At 71.4% G+C, this 24,053-nt stretch carries 18 protein-coding genes and 1 pseudogene; 11 read left to right on the top strand and 8 right to left on the bottom strand.

Annotation, left to right across the window (positions count from 1 at the left end; genetic code table 11):
• From ACWCQ1_RS34080 to ACWCQ1_RS34070, 3 genes are all read right to left on the bottom strand, one after another.
• Positions 1–287, bottom strand: a 287-nt coding sequence (locus ACWCQ1_RS34080; RefSeq protein WP_451028120.1) for an ATP-binding cassette domain-containing protein, incomplete at its 3' end; no start/stop codon positions are given.
• Positions 288–291: 4 nt separating this feature from the next.
• Positions 292–1,362, bottom strand: coding sequence for an ABC transporter permease (locus tag ACWCQ1_RS34075; RefSeq protein ID WP_165955091.1), 1,071 nt, complete (start codon positions 1,360–1,362; stop codon positions 292–294).
• Between the two features lie 5 nt (positions 1,363–1,367).
• Entirely contained in the window at positions 1,368–2,387 is a 1,020-nt protein-coding gene (locus ACWCQ1_RS34070) for a sugar ABC transporter substrate-binding protein (protein ID WP_133048012.1), read from the bottom strand.
• Positions 2,388–2,672: 285 nt separating this feature from the next.
• Here ACWCQ1_RS34070 and iolC point away from each other — a divergent pair.
• From iolC to ACWCQ1_RS34030, 8 genes and pseudogenes are all read left to right on the top strand, one after another.
• A pseudogene (gene iolC, locus ACWCQ1_RS34065) lies at positions 2,673–3,652 on the top strand (5-dehydro-2-deoxygluconokinase).
• A gap of 13 nt (positions 3,653–3,665) precedes the next feature.
• Positions 3,666–4,544, top strand: coding sequence for a Cgl0159 family (beta/alpha)8-fold protein (locus ACWCQ1_RS34060; RefSeq protein WP_358597385.1), 879 nt, complete (start codon positions 3,666–3,668; stop codon positions 4,542–4,544).
• A gap of 34 nt (positions 4,545–4,578) precedes the next feature.
• The gene (gene iolB / locus ACWCQ1_RS34055; protein WP_358597382.1) at positions 4,579–5,469 is read left to right on the top strand and encodes a 5-deoxy-glucuronate isomerase; all 891 of its coding nucleotides are present in this window, start codon (positions 4,579–4,581) and stop codon (positions 5,467–5,469) included.
• A complete protein-coding gene (gene iolD, locus ACWCQ1_RS34050) occupies positions 5,469–7,346 on the top strand; it encodes a 3D-(3,5/4)-trihydroxycyclohexane-1,2-dione acylhydrolase (decyclizing) (RefSeq protein ID WP_358597379.1) in 1,878 nt (625 codons plus the stop codon). The genes iolB and iolD overlap by 1 nt, the downstream gene beginning before the upstream one ends.
• Before the next feature lie 29 nt (positions 7,347–7,375).
• The gene (locus ACWCQ1_RS34045; protein WP_358597376.1) at positions 7,376–8,869 is read left to right on the top strand and encodes a CoA-acylating methylmalonate-semialdehyde dehydrogenase; all 1,494 of its coding nucleotides are present in this window, start codon (positions 7,376–7,378) and stop codon (positions 8,867–8,869) included.
• A gap of 34 nt (positions 8,870–8,903) precedes the next feature.
• On the top strand, positions 8,904–9,689 hold the full coding sequence (locus ACWCQ1_RS34040; protein WP_358597373.1) for a GntR family transcriptional regulator: 786 nt from the start codon (positions 8,904–8,906) through the stop codon (positions 9,687–9,689).
• A 116-nt stretch (positions 9,690–9,805) separates the two neighbouring features.
• Positions 9,806–10,843: a UDP-glucose 4-epimerase GalE gene (gene galE, locus ACWCQ1_RS34035; protein WP_358597370.1), complete on the top strand. Its 1,038-nt coding sequence runs from the start codon at positions 9,806–9,808 to the stop codon at positions 10,841–10,843.
• Between the two features lie 34 nt (positions 10,844–10,877).
• Positions 10,878–14,057 carry a putative bifunctional diguanylate cyclase/phosphodiesterase gene (locus ACWCQ1_RS34030; protein ID WP_451028119.1) on the top strand — a complete coding sequence of 1,060 codons (3,180 nt, stop codon included), beginning with the start codon at positions 10,878–10,880 and terminating at the stop codon, positions 14,055–14,057.
• On the opposite strand, the gene ACWCQ1_RS34025 is transcribed toward ACWCQ1_RS34030, so the two are convergent.
• Both ACWCQ1_RS34025 and ACWCQ1_RS34020 read right to left on the bottom strand, forming a co-directional pair.
• Complete coding sequence (locus tag ACWCQ1_RS34025; protein ID WP_358597364.1) at positions 13,993–15,777, bottom strand: glycoside hydrolase family 15 protein; 1,785 nt, start codon at positions 15,775–15,777, stop codon at positions 13,993–13,995. The two genes, ACWCQ1_RS34030 and ACWCQ1_RS34025, sit on opposite strands and share 65 nt — an antisense overlap.
• Entirely contained in the window at positions 15,774–16,826 is a 1,053-nt protein-coding gene (locus ACWCQ1_RS34020; protein WP_358597361.1) for a dTDP-glucose 4,6-dehydratase, read from the bottom strand. Before ACWCQ1_RS34020 ends, ACWCQ1_RS34025 begins: the two co-directional genes overlap by 4 nt.
• A 371-nt stretch (positions 16,827–17,197) precedes the next feature.
• Between ACWCQ1_RS34020 and ACWCQ1_RS34015 the strand changes: the two genes are divergently transcribed.
• Positions 17,198–18,478 (top strand): glycoside hydrolase family 16 protein, encoded by a 1,281-nt coding sequence (locus tag ACWCQ1_RS34015; protein WP_451028118.1) that lies wholly within the window; start codon positions 17,198–17,200, stop codon positions 18,476–18,478.
• Positions 18,479–18,544: 66 nt separating this feature from the next.
• Here the strand turns inward: ACWCQ1_RS34015 and ACWCQ1_RS34010 are convergent, their stop codons facing one another.
• On the bottom strand, positions 18,545–19,768 hold the full coding sequence (locus ACWCQ1_RS34010; RefSeq protein ID WP_451028117.1) for a carboxylate--amine ligase: 1,224 nt from the start codon (positions 19,766–19,768) through the stop codon (positions 18,545–18,547).
• Positions 19,769–19,883: 115 nt separating this feature from the next.
• Between ACWCQ1_RS34010 and ACWCQ1_RS34005 the strand changes: the two genes are divergently transcribed.
• Together ACWCQ1_RS34005 and ACWCQ1_RS34000 are read left to right on the top strand one after the other, a co-directional pair.
• Positions 19,884–20,954: an aminoglycoside phosphotransferase family protein gene (locus tag ACWCQ1_RS34005; RefSeq protein WP_451028116.1), complete on the top strand. Its 1,071-nt coding sequence runs from the start codon at positions 19,884–19,886 to the stop codon at positions 20,952–20,954.
• Between the two features lie 51 nt (positions 20,955–21,005).
• On the top strand, positions 21,006–22,217 hold the full coding sequence (locus ACWCQ1_RS34000; protein WP_451028115.1) for an NAD(P)-binding domain-containing protein: 1,212 nt from the start codon (positions 21,006–21,008) through the stop codon (positions 22,215–22,217).
• A 32-nt stretch (positions 22,218–22,249) separates the two neighbouring features.
• Here the strand turns inward: ACWCQ1_RS34000 and ACWCQ1_RS33995 are convergent, their stop codons facing one another.
• Both ACWCQ1_RS33995 and ACWCQ1_RS33990 read right to left on the bottom strand, forming a co-directional pair.
• Positions 22,250–23,065: a polysaccharide deacetylase family protein gene (locus tag ACWCQ1_RS33995; protein ID WP_451028114.1), complete on the bottom strand. Its 816-nt coding sequence runs from the start codon at positions 23,063–23,065 to the stop codon at positions 22,250–22,252.
• Positions 23,062–24,030: a glycosyltransferase family 2 protein gene (locus ACWCQ1_RS33990; protein WP_451028113.1), complete on the bottom strand. Its 969-nt coding sequence runs from the start codon at positions 24,028–24,030 to the stop codon at positions 23,062–23,064. The genes ACWCQ1_RS33995 and ACWCQ1_RS33990 overlap by 4 nt, the downstream gene beginning before the upstream one ends.
• Between the last annotated feature and the right edge of the window lie 23 nt (positions 24,031–24,053).

Raw genomic sequence — 24,053 nt, 5'->3', positions numbered from 1 at the left:
TCGCGGGGGGTGGAGAAGCGGACGGGGGCGTTGTCGACGAGGAACTCGCCCTCGGTGTGCTGGTGCAGCCCGGAGATGATCTTGATGAGGGTGGATTTGCCGGCGCCGTTGTCGCCGAGCACACAGGTGACCTGGCTGGGGTGGACCTGGAGGCTGACGCCGTGCAGGGCGCGGATGTTGCCGTAGGACTTGCCCGCGCCTCGCAGTTCGACGATCGGGCCGTCCCCGCCCTCCGGCGGGGTGTCCGCGAGGATCGCTCCGTGGGTTCCGGTTCCGTTGTCTGTCATCGGGTCACCTCCGGGTCATGGTGCGCTGGACCCACAGATTGATCAGGACGGCGCCGAGCAGCATGACGCCGAGGAAGGCCTTGAACCAGTCGGGGTTCCAGCCGGCGTACACGATGCCCTGCTGCACCATGCCGAACATGAACGCGCCGAAGACCGGGCCGATGGCGGAGCCGTAGCCGCCGGTCAGCAGACAGCCGCCGATCACCGCGCCGGAGATGTAGATCAGCTCGATGCCGACGCCCTCGCCGGACTGGACGGTGTTGAACGAGAACAGCTGGTGCATGCCGACGAACCAGGCGCCGAAGCCGACCAGCATGAACAGGGAGATCTTGGTGAAGGCCACGGGGACACCGACGGCGCGGGCGGAGTCCTTGTTGCCGCCGACCGCGAAGATCCAGTTGCCGTACCTGGTGCGCAGCAGCACCCAGGTGGCGATCGCCGCGAACAGCAGCCACCAGAACACGGTGATCTTCACCTGCACGCCGCCGATGTCGAAGCTGGAGGCGAACACGTCCTTGGCCGTGTTGAAGCCGTCCATGTTGCTGATGTCGTCGGTGGCGACGTTGCCGGTGACCAGCTTGGTCACCGCGAGGTTGACGCCCTGGAGGATCAGGAAGGTGCCCAGGGTGACCAGGAAGCTGGGCAGACCGGTCTTGACGACCATCCAGCCGTTGAAGAAGCCGATGGCCAGGGACACGATCAGCGCGGCGACGACGCCGACCCAGACGTTGAGGGTCAGCTGGTAGGCCGTCATGCTCGCGGTCAGCGCGGAGGTGATCACGCCGACGCCGGACGACAGGTCGAACTCGCCGCCGATCATCAGCAGGGCGACCGGGATGGTCACGATGCCGAGGGTGGAGGACTGGTAGAGGATGTTCGCCATGGCGCTGGCCTCGCGCACCGGCGGGGCGGCGATCAGGAAGAACACGTAGACCGCCACGGCACCGAGGAACACACCCACCTCGGGCCGGGCCAACAGGCGTACGGCCAGGGGACGTTCGGCCGTGCGGCCGTCGGTCTCCTTGGAGCCGGGGGCCGGCGGTGTCTTCACCGCCGGCTCGGCGTGCTGGGTCATACTCGTCACCTGGTGCCCTTCGCGGCGAACTGCGCGACCTGGGCGACGTTGGACTTGTCGACGAAGGCCGGACCGGTCAGCACGGGCTGCTCACCGCCGCCGCTGTAGTTGCCGTTGTTCTTGTAGAGCCACAGCGAGTCGATCGCCAGGTAGCCCTGCAGGTACGGCTGCTGGTCCACCGCGAACTGGATCGTGCCCTTGCTGATGGCGGTGGTGAGGTCCTTGTTCAGGTCGAAGGTGGCGACCTTCGCCTTGGAGCCGGCGTCCGACACCGACTGCACCGCGGTCAGCGCGAAGGGCGCGCCGAGCGTGGCGACGTAGTCGATGGAGGTGTCCTGCTTCAGCTTGGCGGTGATGGTCGACTTCACGGACGGCATGTCCGTGCCGTTGACGTTGAGGACCTCGGTCTTGCCGGAGAAGGTGCTCTTCAGGCCGTCGCAGCGCTGGGTCAGACCGATGTTGCCCTGCTCCTGGACGACACAGACGGCGTGCTTGGCGCCGAGCGCGTTGAGCTTCTTGCCGAAGGCCTCACCGGCCACCGTCTCGTCCTGGCCGAAGAACTCCATCAGGCCGAGCTTCTTCCAGTCGCTCACGCCGGAGTTGAGGCCGACCACCGGAATGTTGGACGACTTGGCCTTGGCGATGACGGCCTTGAGGGCGTCCGGCTTGGCGAGGGTGACCGCGATCCCGTCCACCTTCTGGTCGATCGCGTTCTGCACGAGGTTGGACTGGTTGCCCGCGTTCGGGTCGGCGGAGTAGATCAGCTTGATGTTGTCCTTGGCCGCGGCCGCCTCGGCGCCCTTGCGGACGATGTCCCAGAAGGTGTCGCCGGGCGACTGGTGCGTGACCAGCGCGACGGTCATGCGGGGGGTGTTGGCCTTGCCGGCGGAGGCCGCCGCGCCGTTGTCCTCGGACTTCTTGCCCCCGGAACTGCTGGAGCAGCCGGCGAGGGTCAGGGCAGCCGCCGCAGCCACCGCGACGACGGGTACGAGTCTGCGGGAGCGGGGGTGAGAAGAGCGGTCCATCTTTCCTGGCACCTCACTGTGCTTTCGGGGGAAAGGAAGGGATCTCGAAGATCCAGAGCCCGGGATCTTGGCATGTTCGGGTCGTCCGCCGCAAACGCGGCGGTTGCGTTGGGACGGGATCAAACCCCCGGCCGCGCCCGGTGTCAATACTTTGTTAAGACATCATTTCACGAGCTAGTCCGAATGTAAGTACAAACTATTGACAGCGCCCTCGTCCGGGGCCTACACCTGGGAGGCGGCAGGCCCCTTGGGACCCGCGTCCCCAGTCCCGTCCGAGGAGCACACATGGCCGAGTCAGCCCAGCCCTTCGACTTGATCACCATGGGCCGTATCGGGGTCGATCTCTACCCCCTGCAGTCGGGTGTGGCCCTGCCGCGGGTCGAGACCTTCGGCAAGTTCCTCGGCGGTTCGGCCGCGAACGTCGCGGTCGCCGCCGCCCGGCTCGGCCGGTCCACCGCGGTGATCACCCGCACCGGGGACGACCCCTTCGGCGCCTTTCTGCACCAGGCGCTGAAGGAGTTCGGCGTCGACGACCGCTGGGTCGCGCCCGTCGCCGCGTACCCGACACCGGTGACCTTCTGCGAGATCTTTCCGCCGGACGACTTCCCTCTTTATTTCTACCGGCAGCCTAAGGCCCCTGACCTGGAGATACACACCGGGGACCTGGACTTCTTCGCCATTCGGGCGAGCCGCGTCTTCTGGATCACCGGCACCGGCCTGAGCGAGGAGCCCAGCCGCTCCGCCACGCTGGCCGCCCTGAAGGCCCGCGGCAGGACCGGCGTCACCGTCTTCGACCTCGACTGGCGGCCGCGGCTTTGGGGTGACACAGCCTGGAAGGACCCCGGGGAAGCCCGGCCCTACTACGCGGAGGCCCTGCGGCACGCCACCGTCGCGGTCGGCAACCTCGACGAGTGCGAGGTCGCCACCGGCGTGCGCGAACCGAGGGCCTGCGCCGAGGCGCTGCTCGCGGCCGGTGTGCAGCTGGCCGTCGTCAAGCAGGGCCCCGAGGGCGTGCTGGCGGTGCACCGTGACGGCACCACCGCCGAGATCCCGCCGGTCCCGGTGGAGGTGGCCAACGGACTCGGGGCGGGCGACGCCTTCGGCGGGGCGCTGGTGCACGGGCTGCTGTCCGGATGGGAGTTGGCCGAAACCATGCGGTACGCGGGCGCGGCCGGGCCCTGGTCGCCTCCCGCCTCGCCTGCTCCTCCGCGATGCCCACCGAGGCCGAGGTCGAAGACCTGCTGGCGCGAGCCCCTGTCGCCTGAAACGGAGCCTTCCTTGACCCTCAGCATCCCCGACCTCGTCTCGGTCCGGGCCCGGCACCCCGAGGCGATCGCCGAGGCGGCCGCCCGGCGCAGGCGCCGGCCGCTGCTCGGCGACAGCGGCCGCCTGATGATCGTGGCCGCCGACCACCCGGCCCGCGGCGCCCTCGGCGTCGGCGGCCACCCCCTCGCCATGGCGGACCGGCGGGACCTGCTGGAGCGCCTGTGCGTGGCGCTGTCCCGGCCGGGCGTCGACGGGGTGCTGGCCACCGCCGACATCCTGGAGGACCTGCTGCTGCTCGGCGTGCTCGACGACAAGGTTGTCATGGGCTCCATGAACCGCGGGGGTCTCGCGGGCGCCGCCTTCGAGCTGGACGACCGCTTCACCGGCCACCGCCCGGAGGACATCGCCCGCCTCCGCTTCGACGCGGGCAAGCTGCTGCTGCGCATCGACTACGCCGACCCGGGCTCGCTGACCACGCTGGAGGCCACCGCCCGCGCGATCGACGCCATGGCGGAGCGCCGGCTGCCGCTGTTCGTCGAGCCGTTCGTCTCCCACCGGATCGACGGCAGGGTCCACAACGACCTGTCCGCCGAGGCCGTCACGAAGTCCATCGCCATCGCCTCGGGCCTCGGCGGCACCTCCGCCTACACCTGGCTGAAGCTGCCCGTCACCGAGGACCCGGACGCCATGGGCGAGGTCCTGGAGACCTCCACCCTGCCGACGGTCCTGCTGGGCGGCGAGGTGGGCGAGGACCAGGAGGGCGCCTACGAGCGCTGGCGCAAGGCGCTCAGACTGCCGACGGTGCTGGGGATGGTCGTCGGCCGGTCGCTGCTCTACCCGGCCGACGGCAGCGTGGAGAACGCGGTGGACACGGCTGTCGGGCTGCTGTGACCGCGGCTGTCATGACACGGACGAGGAGTGCCCTATGACCTACCACCTTCCCGCCGGAAAGGCCCTCGGCGGCCCCTACGTCGTGGACGTCACCCCCGAGAAGGCCGGCTGGGGTTACTCCAGCCTGCGCGTGCTGGAGCTGCCGCCGGGCGGCACGCACTCCTTCGACACGGGCGAGAGCGAGTGGATCGTGCTGCCGCTGAGCGGCGGCTGCACGGTGACGTCCGACGACGACTTCGGCCATGACATCTTCGAACTCACCGGCCGCGAGAGCGTGTTCGGCGCGGTCAGCGACTTCGCCTACGTGCCGCGGGACGCCCGTACGACCGTCACGAGCGCCGGCGGCGGACGGTTCGCGCTCACCGGCGCGCGCTGCACCCGCCGGCTGCCCGCCCGCTACGGGCCGGCCTCCTCGGTGCCGGTGGAGCTGCGCGGCACCGGGAACTCCTCCCGCCAGGTCAACAACTTCGGCGCGGCAGGCGTCTTCGAATGCGACAAGCTCATCGCCGTCGAGGTGATCACGCCGGGCGGCAACTGGTCGTCGTTCCCGCCGCACAAGCACGACGAGCACCGGCCGGGCGAGGAGTCCGTCCTCGAAGAGGTCTACTACTTCGAGTTCGCGGGCCACGACGGCATCCCCGGCCTCGGCTACCAGCGTGTCTCCCCCTCCGGGCACGGACGGGGCACCGACGTCCTGGCCGAGGTCCGCGACGGCGACGTCGTACTGATCCCCGACGGCTGGCACGGACCGTCCATGGCCGTGCCCGGCCACCACATGTACTACCTCAACGTCATGGCGGGCCCCGAGCCCGAGCGCGCCTGGCTGATCTGCGACCACCCCGATCACGCCTGGATCCGCGACACCTGGGCCGGCCGGCCGGTCGACCCCCGCCTCCCCCTCTACACGGCACCGGAGAAGTCCTGATGAGCACCCCCACCCGCCGCCTGACCGTCGCCCAGGCCCTGGTGCGGTTCCTGTCCGCCCAGTACACCGAGCGCGACGGCGTACGACAGCGGCTGATCGCCGGCACCTGGGGCATCTTCGGCCACGGCAACGTCGCCGGCCTCGGCCAGGCCCTGCTGGAGGCGGGCGAGGACACCATGCCGTTCCACCAGGGCCGCAACGAGCAGGCGATGGTGCACGCGGCCGTCGCCCACGCCCGCCAGCTGGACCGGCTCTCCGCGCAGGCGGTCACCACCTCCATCGGCCCCGGCGCCACCAACCTGGTCACGGGTGCCGCCCTCGCCACCATCAACCGCCTCCCGGTCCTGCTCCTGCCCGGCGACTACTTCGCCACCCGCGTCGCCGACCCGCTGCTGCAGCAGCTGGAGCACCCGGTGGAGGCGGATCTGTCGGTGAACGACACCCTGCGCCCGGTCTCCCGGTACTTCGACCGCGTCACCCGCCCCGAAGCCCTGATCCCCTCCGCGCTGAACGCCATGCGCGTCCTCGCCGACCCGGTGGAGACCGGCGCGGTCACCCTCGCCCTCCCCCAGGACGTCCAGGCCGAGGCGTACGACTGGCCCGAGGAGTTCTTCGCCGAGCGCGTGTGGCACGTACGGCGTCCCGCCCCCGATCCGCAGGAGCTGGCCCAGGCGGTGGCGGCGATCCGGGGCGCCGAGCGTCCGCTGATCGTCGCGGGCGGCGGCGTCCACCACAGCCGGGCCGAGGACGCGCTGAAGGCGCTGGTGGACGCGACCGGCATCCCCGTCGCCTCGACCCAGGCGGGCAAGGGCTCGCTGCGCCACGACCACCCCGCCGACCTCGGCGGCATCGGCCACACCGGCACGGCGGTCAGCGACGACATCGCCCGCGGGGCCGATCTGGTGATCGGTGTGGGGACCAGGTACACGGACTTCACGACCGCCTCCAACACGCTCTTCCAGCGGCCGGACGTCCGCTTCGTCAACCTCAACATCGCGGCCTTCGACGCTCACAAGCTGGCCGCCCGCACGGTGGTCTGCGACGCGCGCGCCGGGCTCACGGCGTTGACGGAGGCGCTGGCCGGTCATCGTGTGAACCCGGTTTACGAGGACGAGTACGGCGCCGGAAAGGAACGCTGGGAGCAGGTCGTCGAGGCCGCTTTCACCGCCGCCGACGACAGCGCCGTCCCGACCCAGACCCAGGTGCTCGGCGCCCTGGACGCGGTCGTGGGCGACGAGGACGTGGTGATCAACGCGGCCGGTTCGCTCCCGGGTGACCTGCACAAGCTGTGGCGGGCCCGCAGCCGGCGCCAGTACCACCTGGAGTACGGCTACTCCTGCATGGGCTACGAGATCCCGGCCGGCATCGGGGTCCAGCAGGCCGCCCCCGGCACCCCGGTCTGGTCCCTGGTCGGCGACGGCACCTATCTGATGATGCCGACGGAGATCGTCACCGCCGTCCAGGAGGGCCTGCCGGTCAACCTGGTCCTCATCCAGAACCACGGCTACGCCTCGATCGGCGGCCTGTCCGAGTCCGTCGGCGGCGAGCGCTTCGGCACCGCCTACCGCTACCGGGCCGCCGACGGCACCTTCTCCGGTGCCCCGCTCCCCGTCGACCTGGCCGCCAACGCGGGCAGCCTCGGCATGGACGTCCTGCGCGCCAAGACGGTCCGCGAACTGCGCGAGGCGCTCGCCGCGGCCCGCGCCTCCGACCGCCCCACCTGCGTGTACGTCGAGACCGACACCGCCGCTCCGAGCGCTCCCCCGGCGGAGGCCTGGTGGGACGTGCCAGTCGCCGCGACCGCCTCCCGCGAGGCCGCCGTACGGGCGCGCGAGGAGTACGACCGCCAGGCCGCCGGCCGGCGCCGCCACCTCTGAACCCCCGCCCCGTGAAAGGCCCGTGCACCATGAAGACCATCACCCACTGGATCGGCGGCAAGCCGTTCGAGTCCGCCTCCGGCCGCTTCGGAGCCGTCTACGACCCGGCGACCGGCGCGCAGGAGAAGCAGGTCGGCTTCGCGACCGTCGACGAGGTGGACGCCGCCGTCGCCTCCGCGAAGGCCGCGTTCGAGACCTGGGGCAGCTCCTCGCTGGCCGGGCGCACCGCGATCCTGTTCAAGTACCGGGAACTGCTGGACGCGCACCGCGACGAGATCGCCTCGCTGATCACCGCCGAGCACGGCAAGGTGCACTCCGACGCGCTCGGCGAGGTCGCGCGCGGCATGGAGATCGTGGAGCTGGCCTGCGGGATCAGCGTGCAGCTGAAGGGCGAGCTGTCGACGCAGGTCTCGACCCGGGTCGACGTGGCCTCGATCCGTCAGCCGCTCGGCGTGGTCGCGGGCATCACGCCGTTCAACTTCCCGGCCATGGTGCCGATGTGGATGTTCCCGCTCGCCATCGCGTGCGGCAACACCTTCGTGCTCAAGCCCAGCGAGAAGGACCCCTCGGCCTCCTTCCGCCTGGCCGAGCTGGCCTCCGAGGCGGGCCTGCCCGACGGTGTGCTGAACATCGTGCAGGGCGACAAGGTCGCCGTGGACCGCCTGTTGGAGCACCCCGACATCGAGGCGGTCTCCTTCGTCGGCTCGACACCGATCGCCAAGTACATCCAGCTCAAGGCGGTGGAGCACGGCAAGCGCGTACAGGCCCTCGGCGGCGCCAAGAACCACATGCTGGTGCTGCCCGACGCCGACCTGGACTTCGCGGCGGACCAGGCGATCAACGCCGCCTACGGTTCGGCCGGTGAGCGCTGCATGGCCGTGTCCGTCGTGGTCGCGGTCGGCGACACCGGCGACGAACTGGTCGCGAGGATCGCCGAGCGCGCGAAGAGCCTGCGGATCGGCCCCGGCGACGACCCGTCCTCCGAGATGGGCCCGCTGATCAGCCGCGAGCACCGTGACAAGGTGGCCTCGTACGTCTCCTCGGCCGCCGAGCAGGGCGCGGAGGTCGTCGTCGACGGCACCGGGTACACCGTCGAGGGCCATGAGGACGGCTTCTTCCTCGGCGTGTCGCTGCTCGACAAGGTGCCGCTGACGGCGGACGCCTACCGGGACGAGATCTTCGGCCCCGTGCTGGCCGTGGTGCGCGCGGAGTCGTACGACGAGGCCATCGAGCTGATCAACGGCTCGCGCTGGGGCAACGGCACCGCGATCTTCACCCGGGACGGCGGCGCCGCCCGCCGCTTCCAGCTGGAGGTCAGGGCGGGCATGGTCGGCGTGAACGTCCCGATCCCGGTCCCCGTCGGCTACCACAGCTTCGGCGGCTGGAAGGACTCCCTCTTCGGCGACCTGCACGTCTACGGCAACGACGGCATCGCCTTCTACACCCAGGGCAAGGTGATCACCACGCGCTGGCCGGACCCGGCCGACTCGGGCATCAACCTCGGTTTCCCCAGCCACTCCTGACGTCACGTCAGATTCACCGGAGGGAGGTGCGTCCATGGCGAGGACCCGTGGCGCAACCCGTGCCGCGACCGCTCCCGCGCTCGAATCCCTGGACTTCGCGCTGGACCGGGGCAGCCCGGTACCGCTGTACTACCAGCTCGCGCAGCAGCTGGAGGCGGCGATCGAGCACGGGGCGCTCGCCCCGGGCAACCTCCTGGGCAACGAGATCGACCTGTCGACCCGCCTGGGCCTGTCCAGACCCACGGTCCGGCAGGCCATCCAGTCCCTGGTCGACAAGGGCCTGCTGGTGCGCCGCCGGGGTGTCGGCACCCAGGTGGTGCACAGCCAGGTCAAGCGCCCGCTGGAGCTCTCCAGCCTCTACGACGATCTGGAGGCGGCCGGCCAGGGCCCGACCACGCGGGTGGTGCGCAACGAGCGCGAGGCGGCCTGTGCCGACGTCGCGGCCGCGCTCGGTGTCGCGGAGGGCAGCGAGGTGATCGCGCTGGAGCGGCTGCGCCTGACGCACGGCCAGCCGGTCGCGTTGCTGTCCAACCACCTCCCGGCGACCCTCCTCGAACTCGACAGCGAGCGGCTGGAGTCGACCGGCCTGTACCGGATGATGCGCACCGCCGGCATCACCCTGCACAGCGCCCACCAGACCATCGGCGCCCGCTCCGCCACCGCCGAGGAGGCCGGCCGCCTCGACGAGAAGGAGGGCGCCGCCCTGCTGACCATGCAGCGCACGGCGTACGACGACACCGGCCGCCCCGTCGAGTACGGCACGCACATCTACCGGGCGTCGCGGTACGCGTTCGACTTCCAGCTGCTGGTGCGGGCGTAGCGGGCACGAGGGCGGGCCCGTCCGAGGCCCGTCCGCCCTTGACTGACCGGGGGTGGGCCGGAACAATCGTATGGATACATCGTAAATGTACGATGCCTACGAAGGGCCGAGCGCCCATGAGCGCACCGTCAACAGTCCTGGTCACCGGTGGGGCGGGCTTCATCGGCAGTCACACGTGCGTCGACCTGCTGGACCACGGCTACGAGCTGATCGTCGTCGACGACTACTCCAACAGCACGCCGCAGGTCTTCTCCCGGGTCGAGCGGATCGCCGGCCGTTTCGTCGGCACCGTCTACGAACTGGACATCCGGGACCGGCACGCCCTGTCGTCGGTCTTCACCCGGCACTCCGTGGACGCCGTGGTGCACCTGGCCGCCGCCAAGTCCCCGAGCGGGTCCCTGAAGCGGCCCGTCGAGTGCTACGACACCAACGTCGGCGGCACCACCTCCCTGCTGTCGACCATGCACGAGCACGGTGTGCACCGTCTGGTGTTCGCCTCCTCCTGCGCGGTCTACGGCGACGCCGGCCCCGGTCTGCTCGACGAGGCCACACCCGCCCGGCCGGTGACGCCGGACGCGGCCTCGAAGTGGCTGTGCGAGCAGATCCTGGCGGACGTCTGCCGCCGCTGCCCCGAGTACACGGTGCTGTGCCTGCGGTACGCCAACCCGGCCGGCGCGCACCCCAGCGGGCTGCTCGGCGAGGATCCGCCGGGCGGACCCGAGAGCCTGATGCCCTCCGTCGCCCGGACCGCCGCCGGCCGCCGGAACCTGGTGGACATCCACGGCGGGGACTACCCCACCCCCGACGGCACCGCGATCCGCGACTACATCCACGTCATGGACACCGTCGAGGCGCACCGCGTGGCGCTCGACCACCTCGTCGGCGCCCCCGGCATGCGGGTGTACAACGTCGGCCTGGGGCAGGGCAGTTCGGTCCTGGACGTGGTCGCGGTCTTCTCCGAGGTGTGCGGTGCGCAGGTGCCGTACCGGATCGGTCCGCGCCGGGACGGCGACGTCGCCGGACTGGTCACCGACGCGAGCGCCGTCACCCGGGCCTGGGGCTGGCGGCCCACCCGTGACCTCACCGACATGTGCCGGGACGCCTGGCGGTTCCAGCAGCTCAATCCCCATGGCTACGCGGACTGTTCCCAGTGATGCGGGGACGGTGCCCGCCCGGAGGCGTGTGCCGATGACGCGGACCCACCGGTCGATGACCGCCTACACCGTCGTCGTGGCGGGTCTGACCTGTGTCTCCATGACCCTCGCCGACGCGCACGTCGTGGTCGAGGCCCTCATCGGCCTGGGCAGCGCCGCGGCTGTCCTCACCGGCGTGCGACTGCACCGCCCCGCGCGCTCCTGGCCGTGGCTGGCCCTCGCCGCCGGACTGCTGGTGTTCACCGCGGGTGACACCTACTACGACGTGCAGGACCAGTACTTCCGGGCGCTGGACCCCTCCCCCGCGGACGCCTGCTATCTCGCGGTGTACCCCCTCTTCGCCGCGGGCCTGTCCGGCCTCGTCCGGTACAGCTGTGGCCGACGGGACCTGCCCGGTCTGCTGGACGCCCTGATCGTCACCGCGGGGCTGGGCCTGCCGGTGTGGATCTACCTGGTGCAGCCGCTCGCCGCGCTGGACGGGCTCACCTGGCAGCAGCGCGCGATCAGCCTCGCCTACCCGCTCGGAGACCTCCTGCTGCTGGCCATGCTGGTCCGGCTGCTCGCGGCCGGCCCGGGCACCCTCCACAACCGAGCCGTGCAACTGCTCGGCCTGGGCATGCTGACGCTGCTCGCCTTCGACATCACCTACGGGATCCTGCGGCTCGACGAGAACCAGCCGCCCGACACCCTGCTGGACGCCGGCTGGATCGTCTTCTACCTGACCTGGGGGCTGGCCGGCCTGCACCCCTCGATGGCCCGGCTGACCGATCCGGAGCCCCGGGCGGAAGCCCTGCGGCCGCAGTGGCGCAGGCTCGTCGTACTCACAGTCGCCACGCTGATCGCACCCGGCATCCTGGTCATCGAGGAGCGGACGGGCACCGTGCGCCACGCGACCGTGCTGGCCACGTTCTCGGCCATGCTGTTCCTGCTGGTCATCCTGCGGCTCGCGGGCATGGTCGTCGCCCACCGCAAGGCGGTGTCACGCGAACACGCGCTGCGCGCGGCGACCGCCTCCCTCGTGGCGGCCATGGCCCCGCGCGAGATCGCGCGGGCCTGCGACACCGCGGTCACGGCCCTGGTGGGACCGGACGTGCCCCATCTGACCCTGCTCGTGCCGCCCGCGCGGTCCCGGCACCTCCACGGGCTCCTCGCGGGCGCCGACGCTCCCGGGGATCCGCGGGCCGGTCCTCGCCACGGCTGCCGCCTGGTCCCCGCCGACCGCCTCGGTCCGGACCTCGCCCCCGCTCTCGGCGAGCTGCCGTACGCCCTGGTGTGCGCCGTCGGCCAGCCCGACCGCAGGGCCGGTGACGACCTCCCGAGCATGCTGCTGGCCGCGGGACCCGAGCGCCGGCTCGCCGACGTACGGGGTTCCGTGGAGATCCTCGCCTCGCACGCGGGACTGGCCGCGGACCGCATCGCCCTGCGCCGGGAGATCGTGCACCGGGAGAGCGAGGCGTACTTCCGCACGCTGGTGCGCAGTGCCTCGGACGTCATCCTGATCGTCAACGACGACACGACCGTGCGGTACGCCAGCCCCTCCGCCGAGGCCGTCCTCGGCAGCGCCGCCCTGACCGGCACGGCGCTGCGGGAACTGGTGGACCCCCGGGACCGCGACCGGGTGGAGAGCACCCTCATGGCGCCGGACGGCGACGCGCACCAGGAGAGCCACGACCACTGGCGGGTGCTGCGCGGAGGCGGCCACATCGAGGTGGAGGTGCGCTGCCGCGATCTGCGGCGGGACGAGACCGTGGGCGGACTGGTCGTCACCCTGCGGGACGTGACCGAACAGCGCCGGCTGCAGCAGGAACTGACCCAGCGGGCCTTCCACGACCCGGTCACCGGCCTGCCCAATCGCACCCTGCTGCTGGAGCGGACCCACCGCGCGCTGCTGCGCGGGCGACGTGAACCCGCGCTGACCTGTCTGCTCTTCATCGACCTGGACGACTTCAAGAACGTCAACGACACCCTGGGGCACTCCTGCGGCGACCAGCTCCTGAAGGCGGTCGGCGAGCGGCTGGAGGGGACGCTGCGCCGTACCGACACGGCTGCGCGGCTCGGCGGCGACGAGTTCGCGGTGCTGATGGAGGACGCCAAGCTGCCGCTGGACGCCGAACTGCTGGCGGCGCAGGTCATCCAGACCCTGAGCCGGCCCTTCCGGCTGTCCGGCGAGACCGTGAACGTCTCCGCCAGCGTGGGCGTGGCCACCGCTCTCGACACCACGGACGCCCAGGAGTTGCTGGCCCTCGCCGACGTGGCCCTGTACGCGGCGAAGGCGGCGGGCAAGCGCCAGTGGCGCCGCTTCCGGCCCCAGCTGCGGACCCGCATGACGCAGCGCCAGGATCTGCGGGTGCGGCTGGACGACGCGATCGCCCGGGACGAGTTCGCGCTGCTGTACCAGCCCGTGGTGGACCTCGTGACGGACGAGGTGGTCGGCTTCGAGGCGCTGGCCCGCTGGCCGCACCACCGGCACGGGCCCGTACCGCCCAGCCAGTTCATCCCGCTCGCCGAGGAGACCGGGCACATCACGCCGCTGGGTGCCTGGGTGCTGCACAGCGCCGCCGCCGACATGGCCCGGCTGCAGCACGAGGTCGGGCGCCCTGCGCCGCCGTACGTCAGTGTGAACGTCTCCGGTCGTCAGTGGCAGGAGCAGGGCTTCGTGGACGAGGTCTCCCGCGCCCTGGACACCCCGGGCCTGGCCCCGGGCTCACTGCAGCTGGAGCTCACGGAGTCGGTGCTGATGCGACGGGACGAGCAGATCGACGGGCTCGTCCGGGAGCTCAGGGACCTCGGTGTGCGCATCGCCGTGGACGACTTCGGCACCGGGTTCTCCTCGCTGCGCTATCTGCACGACTTCCCCGTGGACGTCCTCAAGATCGACAAGTCGTTCATCGACGACATCCCCGAGGACGCCCGGCAGGTCAAACTCGTGGAGGGGATCGTCCGCCTCGCGAGCACGCTGGAGGTGCAGGTGATCGCGGAGGGCGTCGAGGTGTCGCGGCAGCGCGACCTGCTGACCGCCATGGGCTGCCGGTACGGACAGGGTTTCCTGTTCGCGCGGCCGATGACGGTGCAGGAGGGGGCGGCGGTGGTGCGGGACGGACGCGCCCTCAGCGAGGGGTCGGGGGCCCTCGGCGAAGGGCCGGGAGCCCTCAGGGACGGGTCGGAGCGAGGGACGACAGGGCGAACGCCGTCTCCACCAGCGCGACGTGGCTGAACGCCTTCGGCGCGTTGCCCAGCTGGCGGCCCGCGTCCGGGTCCCACTGCTCGGCGAGCAGGCCGACGTCGTTGCGGATGGCGAGGACCCGTTCGAAGACCTCCCGGGCCTGTCGCGGATGTCCGGTCGCGGCGAGGCTCTGGGCGTACCACAGGGAGCACGAGACGAACGTTCCCTCGGGGTCGCGGATGCCGTCCGGGGTGTGCTCGGCGGCGTACCGTCGCACGAACCCTCCGTGGTCCAGCCGCCGCATGGCGCGCACGGTGCCGCGCACCCGCTCGTCCCCGGCGGGCAGGAAGCCGAGGCGGGGAATCAGCAGCGCCGAGGCGTCCAGGGCCGAGGAGCCGTAGAACTGCACGAAGGACCTCTGCCCCCTGTCCCACCCCTTGCGGCAGACGTCCCGGTGGACCTCGTCCCGCATGGCCCGCCACACACCGGAGGACCCGTTCCTGCCGAGCAGCACCCCCATGCGCACGGCACGGTCGGCGGCCACCCAGGCCATGACCTTGGAGTGGACGAACTGCCTGCGCGCTCCCCGCACCTGCCACATCCCCTGGTCCGGCCGGCGCCAGTGCCGCTCGAGGTGGCCCATGAGCACCTCCACCAGGTCCCACACATGAGCCGGCATGGGGATCCCGGCGCGCAGCGACAGCCAGAGCGTGTCCATGACCTCGCCGTACACGTCCAGCTGGAACTGAGTCATCGCGGTCCCGAACCGGACCGGCCGCGAACCCTCGTAACCGGTCAGCCACGGCGCCTCGGTCTCCGTCAGGAGCCGTTGGCCCTCGACGCCGTAGACGGTCTGCAGATGGTCCGGGTCACCCGCGACGGCCCGTACGAGCCAGTCCAGCCAGGCCGTGGCCTCCTCCCGGTAGCCGCTGCGCAGCAGACACGACAGGGTGACGGTGGAGTCGCGCAGCCAGCAGTACCGGTAGTCCCAGTTGCGCTCGCCCCCCACGCAGCCGGGAAGCGACGTGGTCGGTGCCGCGACGACGCCGCCCGTGGGGGCGTACGTGAGCGCCTTGAGGGTGATCAGGGAGCGCATCACCGCCTCGCGCCACGGTCCGGCGTAGCGGCACCGGGCGCTCCAGCGTCGCCAGAACTGGCTGGTCTCCTTCAGCGCCGTCTCCGCCGGTACGTACAGCGGTGGGGGCGGCTCGGTCAGGTGCGACGGGGACCAGACGAGCGTCAGGGCGAGCCTGCGGCCGGCCGTGACCACGAAGTCGTGCACCGTCCGGTCCGCCCGGTCGGGCCCGTGCACCGGCCCGTCGGCGTGCAGCCAGACGGCGTCCGGACCGGCGACCGCGACCGTGCCGGACTCGCCGACCCGGATCCACGGCAGCACACGGCCCTGGTGGAAGCGCAGCCGGAGTTCGCTGCGCACGGTCACCCGGCCCCACAGGCCCTCCACCATGCGGACCAGGCACGGCGACTGCGTGCGCGGGGGCATGAAGTCGACGACCCGCACGGCGCCGGCCGCGCTGTGCCACTCCGTTTCCAGGATCAGGGTGTCCCCACGGTAGGTCCGGCGGGTGCACCGGCCGCCGGCGACGGGTGCCACCCGCCAGAACCCGTTGTCCCGGGTGCCGACGAGCGCGGCGAGACAGGCCGGCGAGTCGAACCGGGGCAGGCACAGCCAGTCGACCGATCCGTCCCGGCCGACCATGGCGGCGGTTTCCAGGTCGCTGATGAGGGCGTAGTCCTCGATGGGCGCGTTCATGACGGGAGCCGCTCGTAATCGCACCGCTCGGAGTCGCACCGATCGGAGTCGCCGCGCCCGTGGTCGCACCGGCCTGCGGGGGCGTGCCGCAGCAGCGGCTCCCACCAGGAGCGGTGCGTCCGGTACCAGTCGACCGTCTCCTCCAGGCCCGTGACCAGGTCCTTTCGGGGCGCGAACGCGAGCTCCGTGCGGATCTTCGTGCAGTCGACCGAGCGACGGTGGTCGCCGTCGGGCCGGCCGTCATCGACGAACCGGACCATCCCCGGGTCGGCCCCGCAGACGCCCAGCACCAGCCCGGCGAGCTCCCGGTGGGAGAGTTCGTCGCCGGCGCCGACGTTGTAGACCTCGCCCGGGCGTCCGCCCCTGCGGACCAGTTCGATGCCGCGCACCTGGTCGTCGACGTGCATCCAGTCGCGGACGGTGAGCCCGTTGCCGTACAGCGGCACGGGGCTGTCCTGAAGGACGTGGGTGATGATCAGCGGGACGACCCGCTCGGGGAACTGATGGTGCCCGTAGGCGGTCGAGCACCGGACCACGCGCACGTCGATGCCGTGGGTACGGTGGTACGCCAGTGCCAGCAGGTCGGACCCCGCCCTGGAGGCGGCGTAGGGCGAGTTGGGCCGCAGGGGGGCGGTCTCGGGCCAGGAGCCGGCGCGCACGGAGCCGTAGACCTCGGCGGAGGAGATGTGGACGAACCTGCGCAGCCCGTGCCGCAGCGCCGCCTCCAGCAGGGTCTGCGTCCCCAGGACGTTCGTACGGACCGCGGGAGCGCCGGCGGCGAAGTGCACCACCTGGTCGTGCGCCGCGGCCAACGCGTCGACGAGGTCCCGGTCGCAGATGTCGCCGCGGACGAAGGAGAAGCCCCGCGTGTGACGGACGTCGTCCAGGTTGGCGGGATTGCCGGCCCCGGTGAGCTTGTCCAGGACGGTCACCGCGACGTCCGGGGGGCCGCCGGGACCCAGCATCGTGCGCACGTAGTGCGAGCCGACGAAACCGGCTCCGCCGGTGACGAGGATGCGGGTCGGAAGGATGGTCCTGTTCCGCGCCATGATCACCGCCAGATTGATCTTTAATGCGTATGTTTACACCGTATACGTAAATCATCCGCCCGGAATCCCGTCGAGTCAACCCCGCCGGCGGACCATTGCCGCCGCCTTCCAACTGCACGCCGCGCGGGGCGATTCAGTACCTTTGACCGAATTATCCTCCGGTGTGTCAGACGTCACTGGAACCGGCCGGGCATCTGCAACTCGGGGGAACCACAAGCATTTCCGCGAAATGTCGGCATGCTTCGACGCGGAACGGCCCTTGCGCATGAAATCCGCCTCGCGCAGAGTCCATGACCGTTCAGCCCGCCATTGCTTCGCGCATGAGCAGGCTCAACTGCCGAAGCCTGGGGGGCGAAAGGGTCACACCGTATATGCCGACAAAACACACAGCTGTCATTGCGCGACACCGCCGCCCGTTTGCCGCGCGCACAAAGGCGGGCGGTCTTCTGCTCGCCACCGCCGTCCTCGCCGGCGGCGCACTCGTCCAAGCGGCACAGGCCAAGGCGTCGACGGCGCCGATCGTCGTCGACTCCCTGTCCGTCTCCGCGACGCCGGACGGGCAACTCAAGGCCACCACCAGGGTGCACGCCACAAAAGCGATCAAGGTGCAGGCCCTTGCCGTAGCCGCGCGTTCCGCCGGCGGTGGAGCCTTCGACTTCCCCGGCGCCGCCCCGGCCACCCTCAGCACGTCGCCCACCACCTACACCTCGGGCAGTCGCGCGTTCCCCGCCGGCACCTACACGTATTTCGTCTCCTACAAGGTGCACGGCAGCTGGTACCGCCTTTCCCCGGTGAATTCCTTCACCACCGGAGGCGGTTCGGCCTCCACTCCGTCAGGAACACCGACGGCGACGGCCTCCCCTTCCCCCACCGTCCCGACGCCGACCCCCACGCCTACCCCCACGCCGACGTCGACGGCCACCCCCACGGCCACACCCACGGCCACGGCGTCCTCCTCGGCCTCCGACGCACCGCTCGGCGTTCCAGGGACGTGGCGCAACGTATTCGACGACGAATTCAACGGCACGGGTCTCGACGGCTCGAAGTGGAACCCGAACTGGCTCGGATGTTCCGGTTGCACCACCAAGCCCGTCAACTCAGGCGAACTCTCCGCCTATTCGCCCTCGCAGGTGAGCGTCAGCGGCGGAAATCTCCATCTGAAGGCCGTCCAGCAGTCGGCGACCGTCAACGGCACGACCTATCCGTACGTCTCCGGCCTGGTCGAGAGCAACGGCAAGGCCCAGTTCACCTACGGTGCTTTCGAAGCCCGTATCTACACCCCCGCGTCCGGTACACAGATCGCGAACTGGCCCGCCTTCTGGACCGACGGGCAGAACTGGCCCACCGACGGGGAGATGGACGTCATGGAGGGGCTGGGCGGCTCGGCCTGCTACCACTTCCATTCCCCGGCCGGCGGTCCGGGCGGCTGCGCCTCCGGCTCGTACACCGGATGGCACACCTACGGCGCCGAATGGGCGCCGGGCTCTGTCACGTACTACTACGACGGCAAGCAGGTCGGACGCATCACGACCGGAATCACGTCCGCTCCGATGTACCTGATCCTCAACAACGCCGTCAGCTCCACGCACGGCGGACCCACCCAGGTCCCGGCCGACATGATGGTCGACTACGTGAAGGTCTGGCAGCACTGACCGACCCGGCACTGCCCCAGGCGCCGGCCCGCCTCCCACGGGCCGGCGCCGCTCGTCTCCCGGCGCTCAGGGAACCGTGCGGTCGTGTTTCGAACTCGCCAGCCGGCGGGCCACCGCCCCCGTGAAGCGGATCGCCTCGACCACCGCCGGCAGGGGGTCGTCCAGGCTGAGCCAGGCACGCTCCGTGGGCCTGACGTGCAGGAGGTCGGGGGGCAGCCGGCGCTCCGTGCGCAACCATGCCGCCGCCGAGGGCAGATCCAGTTGCCCCGCGACGAAGATCCGCCCTTCGACCTGGGGACCCTCGGGTATGTCCCGGCCGGTCAGATCGAGATGCATCGCGCGGACGACATCGACTCCGTGGACGTTCTCGAAGAGACGGAACTGGGCGCCGGTACGGGGGTTGAAGTCCACCAGTTTGTACTGCGCGTCCCTGCGGTCGTAGCGCCAGTCGAGGTCCGCCACCCCGCTGTAGCCGATCCTTCGGCACAGACGGCCCGCCAGCTCGGCCAGCTCCGGGTTGCGCAGCGCCACCGCTCGGGTGGTCACTCCCGCGTACGGAGGCCAGGACCGCATCTTCAGGCCGGTGAACAGGACCCGCGGCACACCGCCCGGCCCACAGTGGAGATGGGTGATCCAGTCCTCCGCCTGCCGCCTGGGGATGTACTCCTGCATCAGGACGGGCGGCAGCGCGGTCCGGAAGCGGTCGAGCAGTTCCCGCTCGTCGCGCACCACCGTGGTGCCGCAGACGGCGGGGGTGCGCAGACGGCTGAACGGGCCCAGGTTCTTGAGCACCAGCGGGTAGCCGAGTTCTCGCCCCGCGTCGACCATCTCGGCACGGTCGGCCGGGGCCAGTGACCGAGGCGTCGGGACTCCGCTCTCGGTACAGGTCCTGTGCATGGTCGCCTTGCCCGCAAGAAGGCGCGGCAGGCCGGCCGGCACGGGGGGAAGCAGGAACCACTCCGCCAGCCGGTCGGCGTGCTCGGCCAGCAGCACCGCCGCCTCGTCGTCGGTCGGCACCGGTACACACCGCCTGCCGATCGCTCGTCCGATCGAAAGCAGCGCGTCCCTGAGCCGTTCCGGCTCCTCCGCCCCCGTCGTCGGCAGGACGAACCCGCGGGTCACATGGCGGGAGAGCGCGACCGGAGTGAAGCGGTCCTCGACGATCGCGTACACCGGCACCTTCAGCCGCCCGACCGTGCGGACGACGCCCAGGCTGCCGTGATGCTGCGGATAGCGGCCGACTTTGACGAGAAGCACGGGCACCTCGTCGTCGAGCAACAGGACCACCACGCTCCTTTCGAAAGGAACCGGCGCGGGAGGGGTTCTACCATGAGGAGGTGATATGTCGTATTTCTTTCATTATCCCGAAAAGCGAGGACACCGCTAAACGCCGAAGAGGCGCGACATGAGGCCACCCGGCATGCCCCGGCTGAGCGGTCTGCTGCCCCTGTACTTCCCCCGGCTGTTGGGGGGCGTGGACGACCGCCTCAGGGCCCGGCATCTGGTGCGGGGCATGGGCAGGTGCGACATCACCGTGGTCCGGCGCCCGTCCCGGATCCAGGGGAATCTCCTGGTGTTCGGGCTGCGGCAGGGCTCGCGGGACCTCGTCGTCAAACATCCGCGAGACGGACGGGGGGCCGCCGTCGTCGCCCGCGAGCGGAGGGCCCTGCAAGAGCTCCGCGCCGACGAGCGACTCGGCCCCTGGCGCCCTCTGCTGCCCCGGACGATCGACTCCGGACCGCGGCTGTCCGGAACGCTCGTGCAGAGCAGACTGCCGGGTACCCAGGCGGAGCGGCTGATCCGGGACGACCCGCAGGACCCCGGCCGGGCCGCCGCGCCCGCCCTGCGCCTGGTGGCGGACCTGAGGCGCGCGACGGGTCGTCGCCGCTCGGCGGCCGAACGCACCGCCTGCTGGTGCGCGCCGCAACTGGCGGTCCTCCGCGCGGAGATCCCGGCCTACGGCGCGGGCCGCGGAGCGGCGGCACTCCAGGCGCTGCGCCGTCGACTGGACGCGGCACTGGCCGGCGCCGTGCTCACCGAGGGCTGGACCCACGGCGACTACCACGCGGGCAACGTGCTGCTCGAAGGCGACCCGCTCCGGGTCAGCGGAGTCTTCGACTGGGGCAACGCGCAGGTGGACGGTCCCTGCGAGATCGACGCCTACACCTTCGTCCTGGCCCTGCGCAGCATGCTCACGGGGCGCCCGCACGGTGTCATCGTCGCCGACACGCTGCGCGCCGGCCGGCTGCCCGACGGCGACGCGGCGCTTCTCGCACTGGCCGGAGTGGATCCCGACCGGGACATCGGCGACCCGTCGGCCCTCGCCCTGCTGACCTGGCTGTGGCACGTGGCAGGCAACCTCCGCAAGTCGCCGAGGTTCGGCCGCAGTCACTGGTGGCTCACCGCGACCGTCGCCCCTGTCCTGAGGGAGAGCTGCCAATGGGCCCGCGTCGCTGACGCACACCTTCATCGCTGATTCCGTCAACGGGCGCACCGCGCCCCGTGCAAGCCCCGAGGAGGCGTGCGCATGCCCGCTAAACCCGTCGTCGTCATCGGTGCCGGTCCCTACGGGCTGGCGACGGCCGCCTGGCTGAGCGTGGCCGGGGTACCACGACGCGTCTTCGGCGACCCGATGGAGAGCTGGTGCACGCACATGCCGCAGGGCATGTATCTCAAGTCGGTCCCCACCGCCTCGTCCATCTCCGCGCCGGAGTCCGGATACCGCTTCGAGGACTTCCGTGTCTCCCGGGGGCTTGCACCCGTGGGAGACCGGTACCCCATCCCCGTCGAGGAGTTCATCGCCTACGGACGGTGGTTCCAGGAGCGCCGGGTGCCCGAGGTGGAACGGCGGAAGGTACGCACCGTGCAGGCCGTGGACGGACTCTTCGGTGTCACCCTCGACTCCGGCGAGCAGTTCCTCGCCCAGCAGGTGGTGATGGCCACCGGACAGGTCTCCTTCGCCCACGAGCCGCCGGAACTGCGCGGGGCCCTCCCCGACGGCCTGGTCTCCCACGCCTGTGAGCACCGTGATCTGAAACGCTTCGAGGGGCGGCGGGTCGCCGTCCTCGGTGCCGGGCAGTCCGCCCTGGAGAGCGCCGCCCTGCTGCACGAGGCGGGCGCCTTCCCCACCGTGGTCGCCCGCGCCGGATCCCTGGCGTTCGGATCCCCCCCGGCCACCGACCGGCCGGCCGGCCGGCCGCGCCCCGTACGGCTGGCGAAACCCGGCTCACCGCTGGGTCCCGGATGGTCCCTGGTGGCCTGCAGCTACGGCGGAGGCGCCTACCGGCATCTGCCGGAGGGGGTACGGATACGGCTGCTCCATCGCGTGCTCGGACCGTCCGGCGCCTGGTGGCTGCGGCAGCGCGTGGAGGGACGCGTCCCGGTGCTGTGCGGCCGTACGGTGCGCTCCGCGCGAGCCGAGGACGGGACGGTGCGCCTCGATGTGGTGGACGCAGCCGGGGGCGGGGAGACGCTGCGGGCCGACCATCTGCTGCTCGCCACGGGCTATCGCGTGGACGTCGACCGGCTGGGCCTGTTGTCGTCCGAACTCCGCCGGGAGGTGGCGACCTTCCGCGGTGCTCCCCACCTCTCGTCGGGGATGGAGTCATCCGTGCCCGGCCTGTTCTTCACCGGCCTGGCCGCCGCCGCGACCTTCGGCCCCGTTCTGCGGTTCGTCGCCGGCACGGGACTCGCCGCGCGCAGGGTCGCCCATGGGGTCGTCGCGGGCACGGACCGGTGACCGCGGCCCTGTCGATGCCGTCGCCGGTCCGGTCAGGCCGGAAGAGCCCGGTACGGTCGCCCCACGGACGCCCTCAGCCGGCGGTACGCCCGCCATCCCCGGGTGCGCACGCCCTCGGCGAACGGCGCGACGGGGGCGCCCTCGCCACGGGTCCACTGTCCGAAGCGCTCCCGGCTGGTGTCGGCCCGCACCATGAGCCGGGCGAACCACAGCGGGTCGTCCCGGGGCGAGCTGTGGGCCGAAGCGGCTCGGATGGCGGCGGCGGAGGTCCATCCCGACTCCCCCACCAGCGCGCGGACGCGGCTGCTCGAGTAGCCGTGCGGGTAGGCGAACGCGTCGGGGGCGTGACCGAGGGCGTCCTCGAGCTCCCGCTTGCATCCGCCGACTTCCTCCCGCACGGCCTTCCGCGGCAGGGTGTCGAGTTGCGGATGGGTCCTGCTGTGACCGCCGATCTCGAATCCGGCCGCATCCAGTTCCCGGACCTGGGCCCAAGTCAGCATGTCGACCGACGGAAAGGGTCCGCGGCGAGACCGCTGTCCGGGGATCCTCAGGGCGCCGGTGGTGACATACAGCGTGGCCGGCAGTCCCCGGGCGTGGAGCAGCGGAGCCACCGTGGAGGCGAAGTCCGCGTATCCGTCGTCGAAGGTCAGCACGGCGGACCGGGGCGGTGGCTGGGGTCCTCCGAGCAGCGCCGCCACCAACTGCCCCAGCGGGACCAGGCGCAGACCGCTGTCGGCGATCATGTCCAGTTGTTCCACGAACGTGCGAGGAGTCACCGTGAACGGCGCGAGCCATGCCGGGGGGTCGTCGGACACGGCGTGATAGAGGAAGACGGGTATGGCGTTCATGACCTGTCCGCGTCCCGTGTCCCCGACGAGCGGAGCCGTCCGACGAGGTAGCCGGTGCCGGTCGCGCAGACCCCCGCGGACAGCGCCCCCAGAGTGCGCACGGCACCGGGACGCCCCGTCCGCCGCAGGTTTCTGACCAGGGCCCGCGGAATGGTGGAGCGCAGGTAGGCGCGCTCACTGGTCAGCGCCGGCCCGCTGCCGTCGTACCGCGCCACCAGCGCCTTGGACCGTCCCTCGCCGTAGCAGCGGGACCGGAAGTACGACCAGCGGGTGCGGGCCTCGGGGACCCGGTGGCGCACCGCCGCCGCCGGCTCGTACAGCAGGACGGCGTCAGGTCGGCGGGCCGTGATGCGCAGACACAGATCCGTCTCCTCGCAGCCCGCGGTCGGCCGGTCGCTCACCCTGCCCAGGCTGTCGAGGAATCCGCCGACCGCGAGCAGCTCCGTTCTGCGGAAGGACATGTTGGCCCCGATGAAGTTGCGCACGGGAGCGGCCTGTTCGGGCAGTCCCTGGTACGAGCAGCCCACCACCCAGTCGAACTCCGGCGGGAACCACACCGGGCGCCGGGTGGACCAGCGCGGCCTGACCAGTCCGCCCACTCCCACCACCCTCGGGTCGTCGTACGGTGCGAGCAGGCGGTCGGTCCATTCCGGTTCCGCCGCCGCGTCGTCGTCGAGGAAGGCGACCACGTCGCCGTGCGAGACCGCGACGCCCGTGTTGCGTGCCCCGGACAGGCCGCGGGGGCCGCTGCTGGGCACCACCCGGACACCCGGCAGCTCCCTCGCCGCCCGCTCGTACAGCGGCCGGCAGTGGTCGACGACCAGCACGATCTCGTCCGGGGGGTTGTGCTGGGTCCGCACAGAGGTGACGGCGGCCCGCAGGTCGTCCCACCTCTCGAGGGTGTAGGCGCAGACGACGACCGTGAGGGTTACGGAGGGTCGGGAGGGGGGCATCGCGTCGTTCATGAGGACCTCTTGTCCGGTCCGGG

The sequence above is a fragment of the Streptomyces sp. NPDC002144 genome, assembly GCF_053593695.1.
This window is presented reverse-complemented; position numbering and strand designations above follow the sequence as displayed.

Coding starts and splice junctions, on each gene's coding strand:
- ACWCQ1_RS34025 (WP_358597364.1), bottom strand. CDS start 15,777: ATGAACGCGCCCATCGAGGACTACGCCCTCATCAGCGACCTGGAAACC.
- ACWCQ1_RS34040 (WP_358597373.1), top strand. CDS start 8,904: ATGGCGAGGACCCGTGGCGCAACCCGTGCCGCGACCGCTCCCGCGCTC.
- ACWCQ1_RS34020 (WP_358597361.1), bottom strand. CDS start 16,826: ATGGCGCGGAACAGGACCATCCTTCCGACCCGCATCCTCGTCACCGGC.
- ACWCQ1_RS34045 (WP_358597376.1), top strand. CDS start 7,376: ATGAAGACCATCACCCACTGGATCGGCGGCAAGCCGTTCGAGTCCGCC.
- ACWCQ1_RS34075 (WP_165955091.1), bottom strand. CDS start 1,362: ATGACCCAGCACGCCGAGCCGGCGGTGAAGACACCGCCGGCCCCCGGC.
- galE (WP_358597370.1), top strand. CDS start 9,806: ATGAGCGCACCGTCAACAGTCCTGGTCACCGGTGGGGCGGGCTTCATC.
- ACWCQ1_RS33990 (WP_451028113.1), bottom strand. CDS start 24,030: ATGAACGACGCGATGCCCCCCTCCCGACCCTCCGTAACCCTCACGGTC.
- iolB (WP_358597382.1), top strand. CDS start 4,579: ATGACCTACCACCTTCCCGCCGGAAAGGCCCTCGGCGGCCCCTACGTC.
- ACWCQ1_RS34070 (WP_133048012.1), bottom strand. CDS start 2,387: ATGGACCGCTCTTCTCACCCCCGCTCCCGCAGACTCGTACCCGTCGTC.
- iolD (WP_358597379.1), top strand. CDS start 5,469: ATGAGCACCCCCACCCGCCGCCTGACCGTCGCCCAGGCCCTGGTGCGG.
- ACWCQ1_RS34015 (WP_451028118.1), top strand. CDS start 17,198: ATGCCGACAAAACACACAGCTGTCATTGCGCGACACCGCCGCCCGTTT.
- ACWCQ1_RS34030 (WP_451028119.1), top strand. CDS start 10,878: ATGACGCGGACCCACCGGTCGATGACCGCCTACACCGTCGTCGTGGCG.
- ACWCQ1_RS33995 (WP_451028114.1), bottom strand. CDS start 23,065: ATGAACGCCATACCCGTCTTCCTCTATCACGCCGTGTCCGACGACCCC.
- ACWCQ1_RS34000 (WP_451028115.1), top strand. CDS start 21,006: ATGCCCGCTAAACCCGTCGTCGTCATCGGTGCCGGTCCCTACGGGCTG.
- ACWCQ1_RS34005 (WP_451028116.1), top strand. CDS start 19,884: ATGAGGCCACCCGGCATGCCCCGGCTGAGCGGTCTGCTGCCCCTGTAC.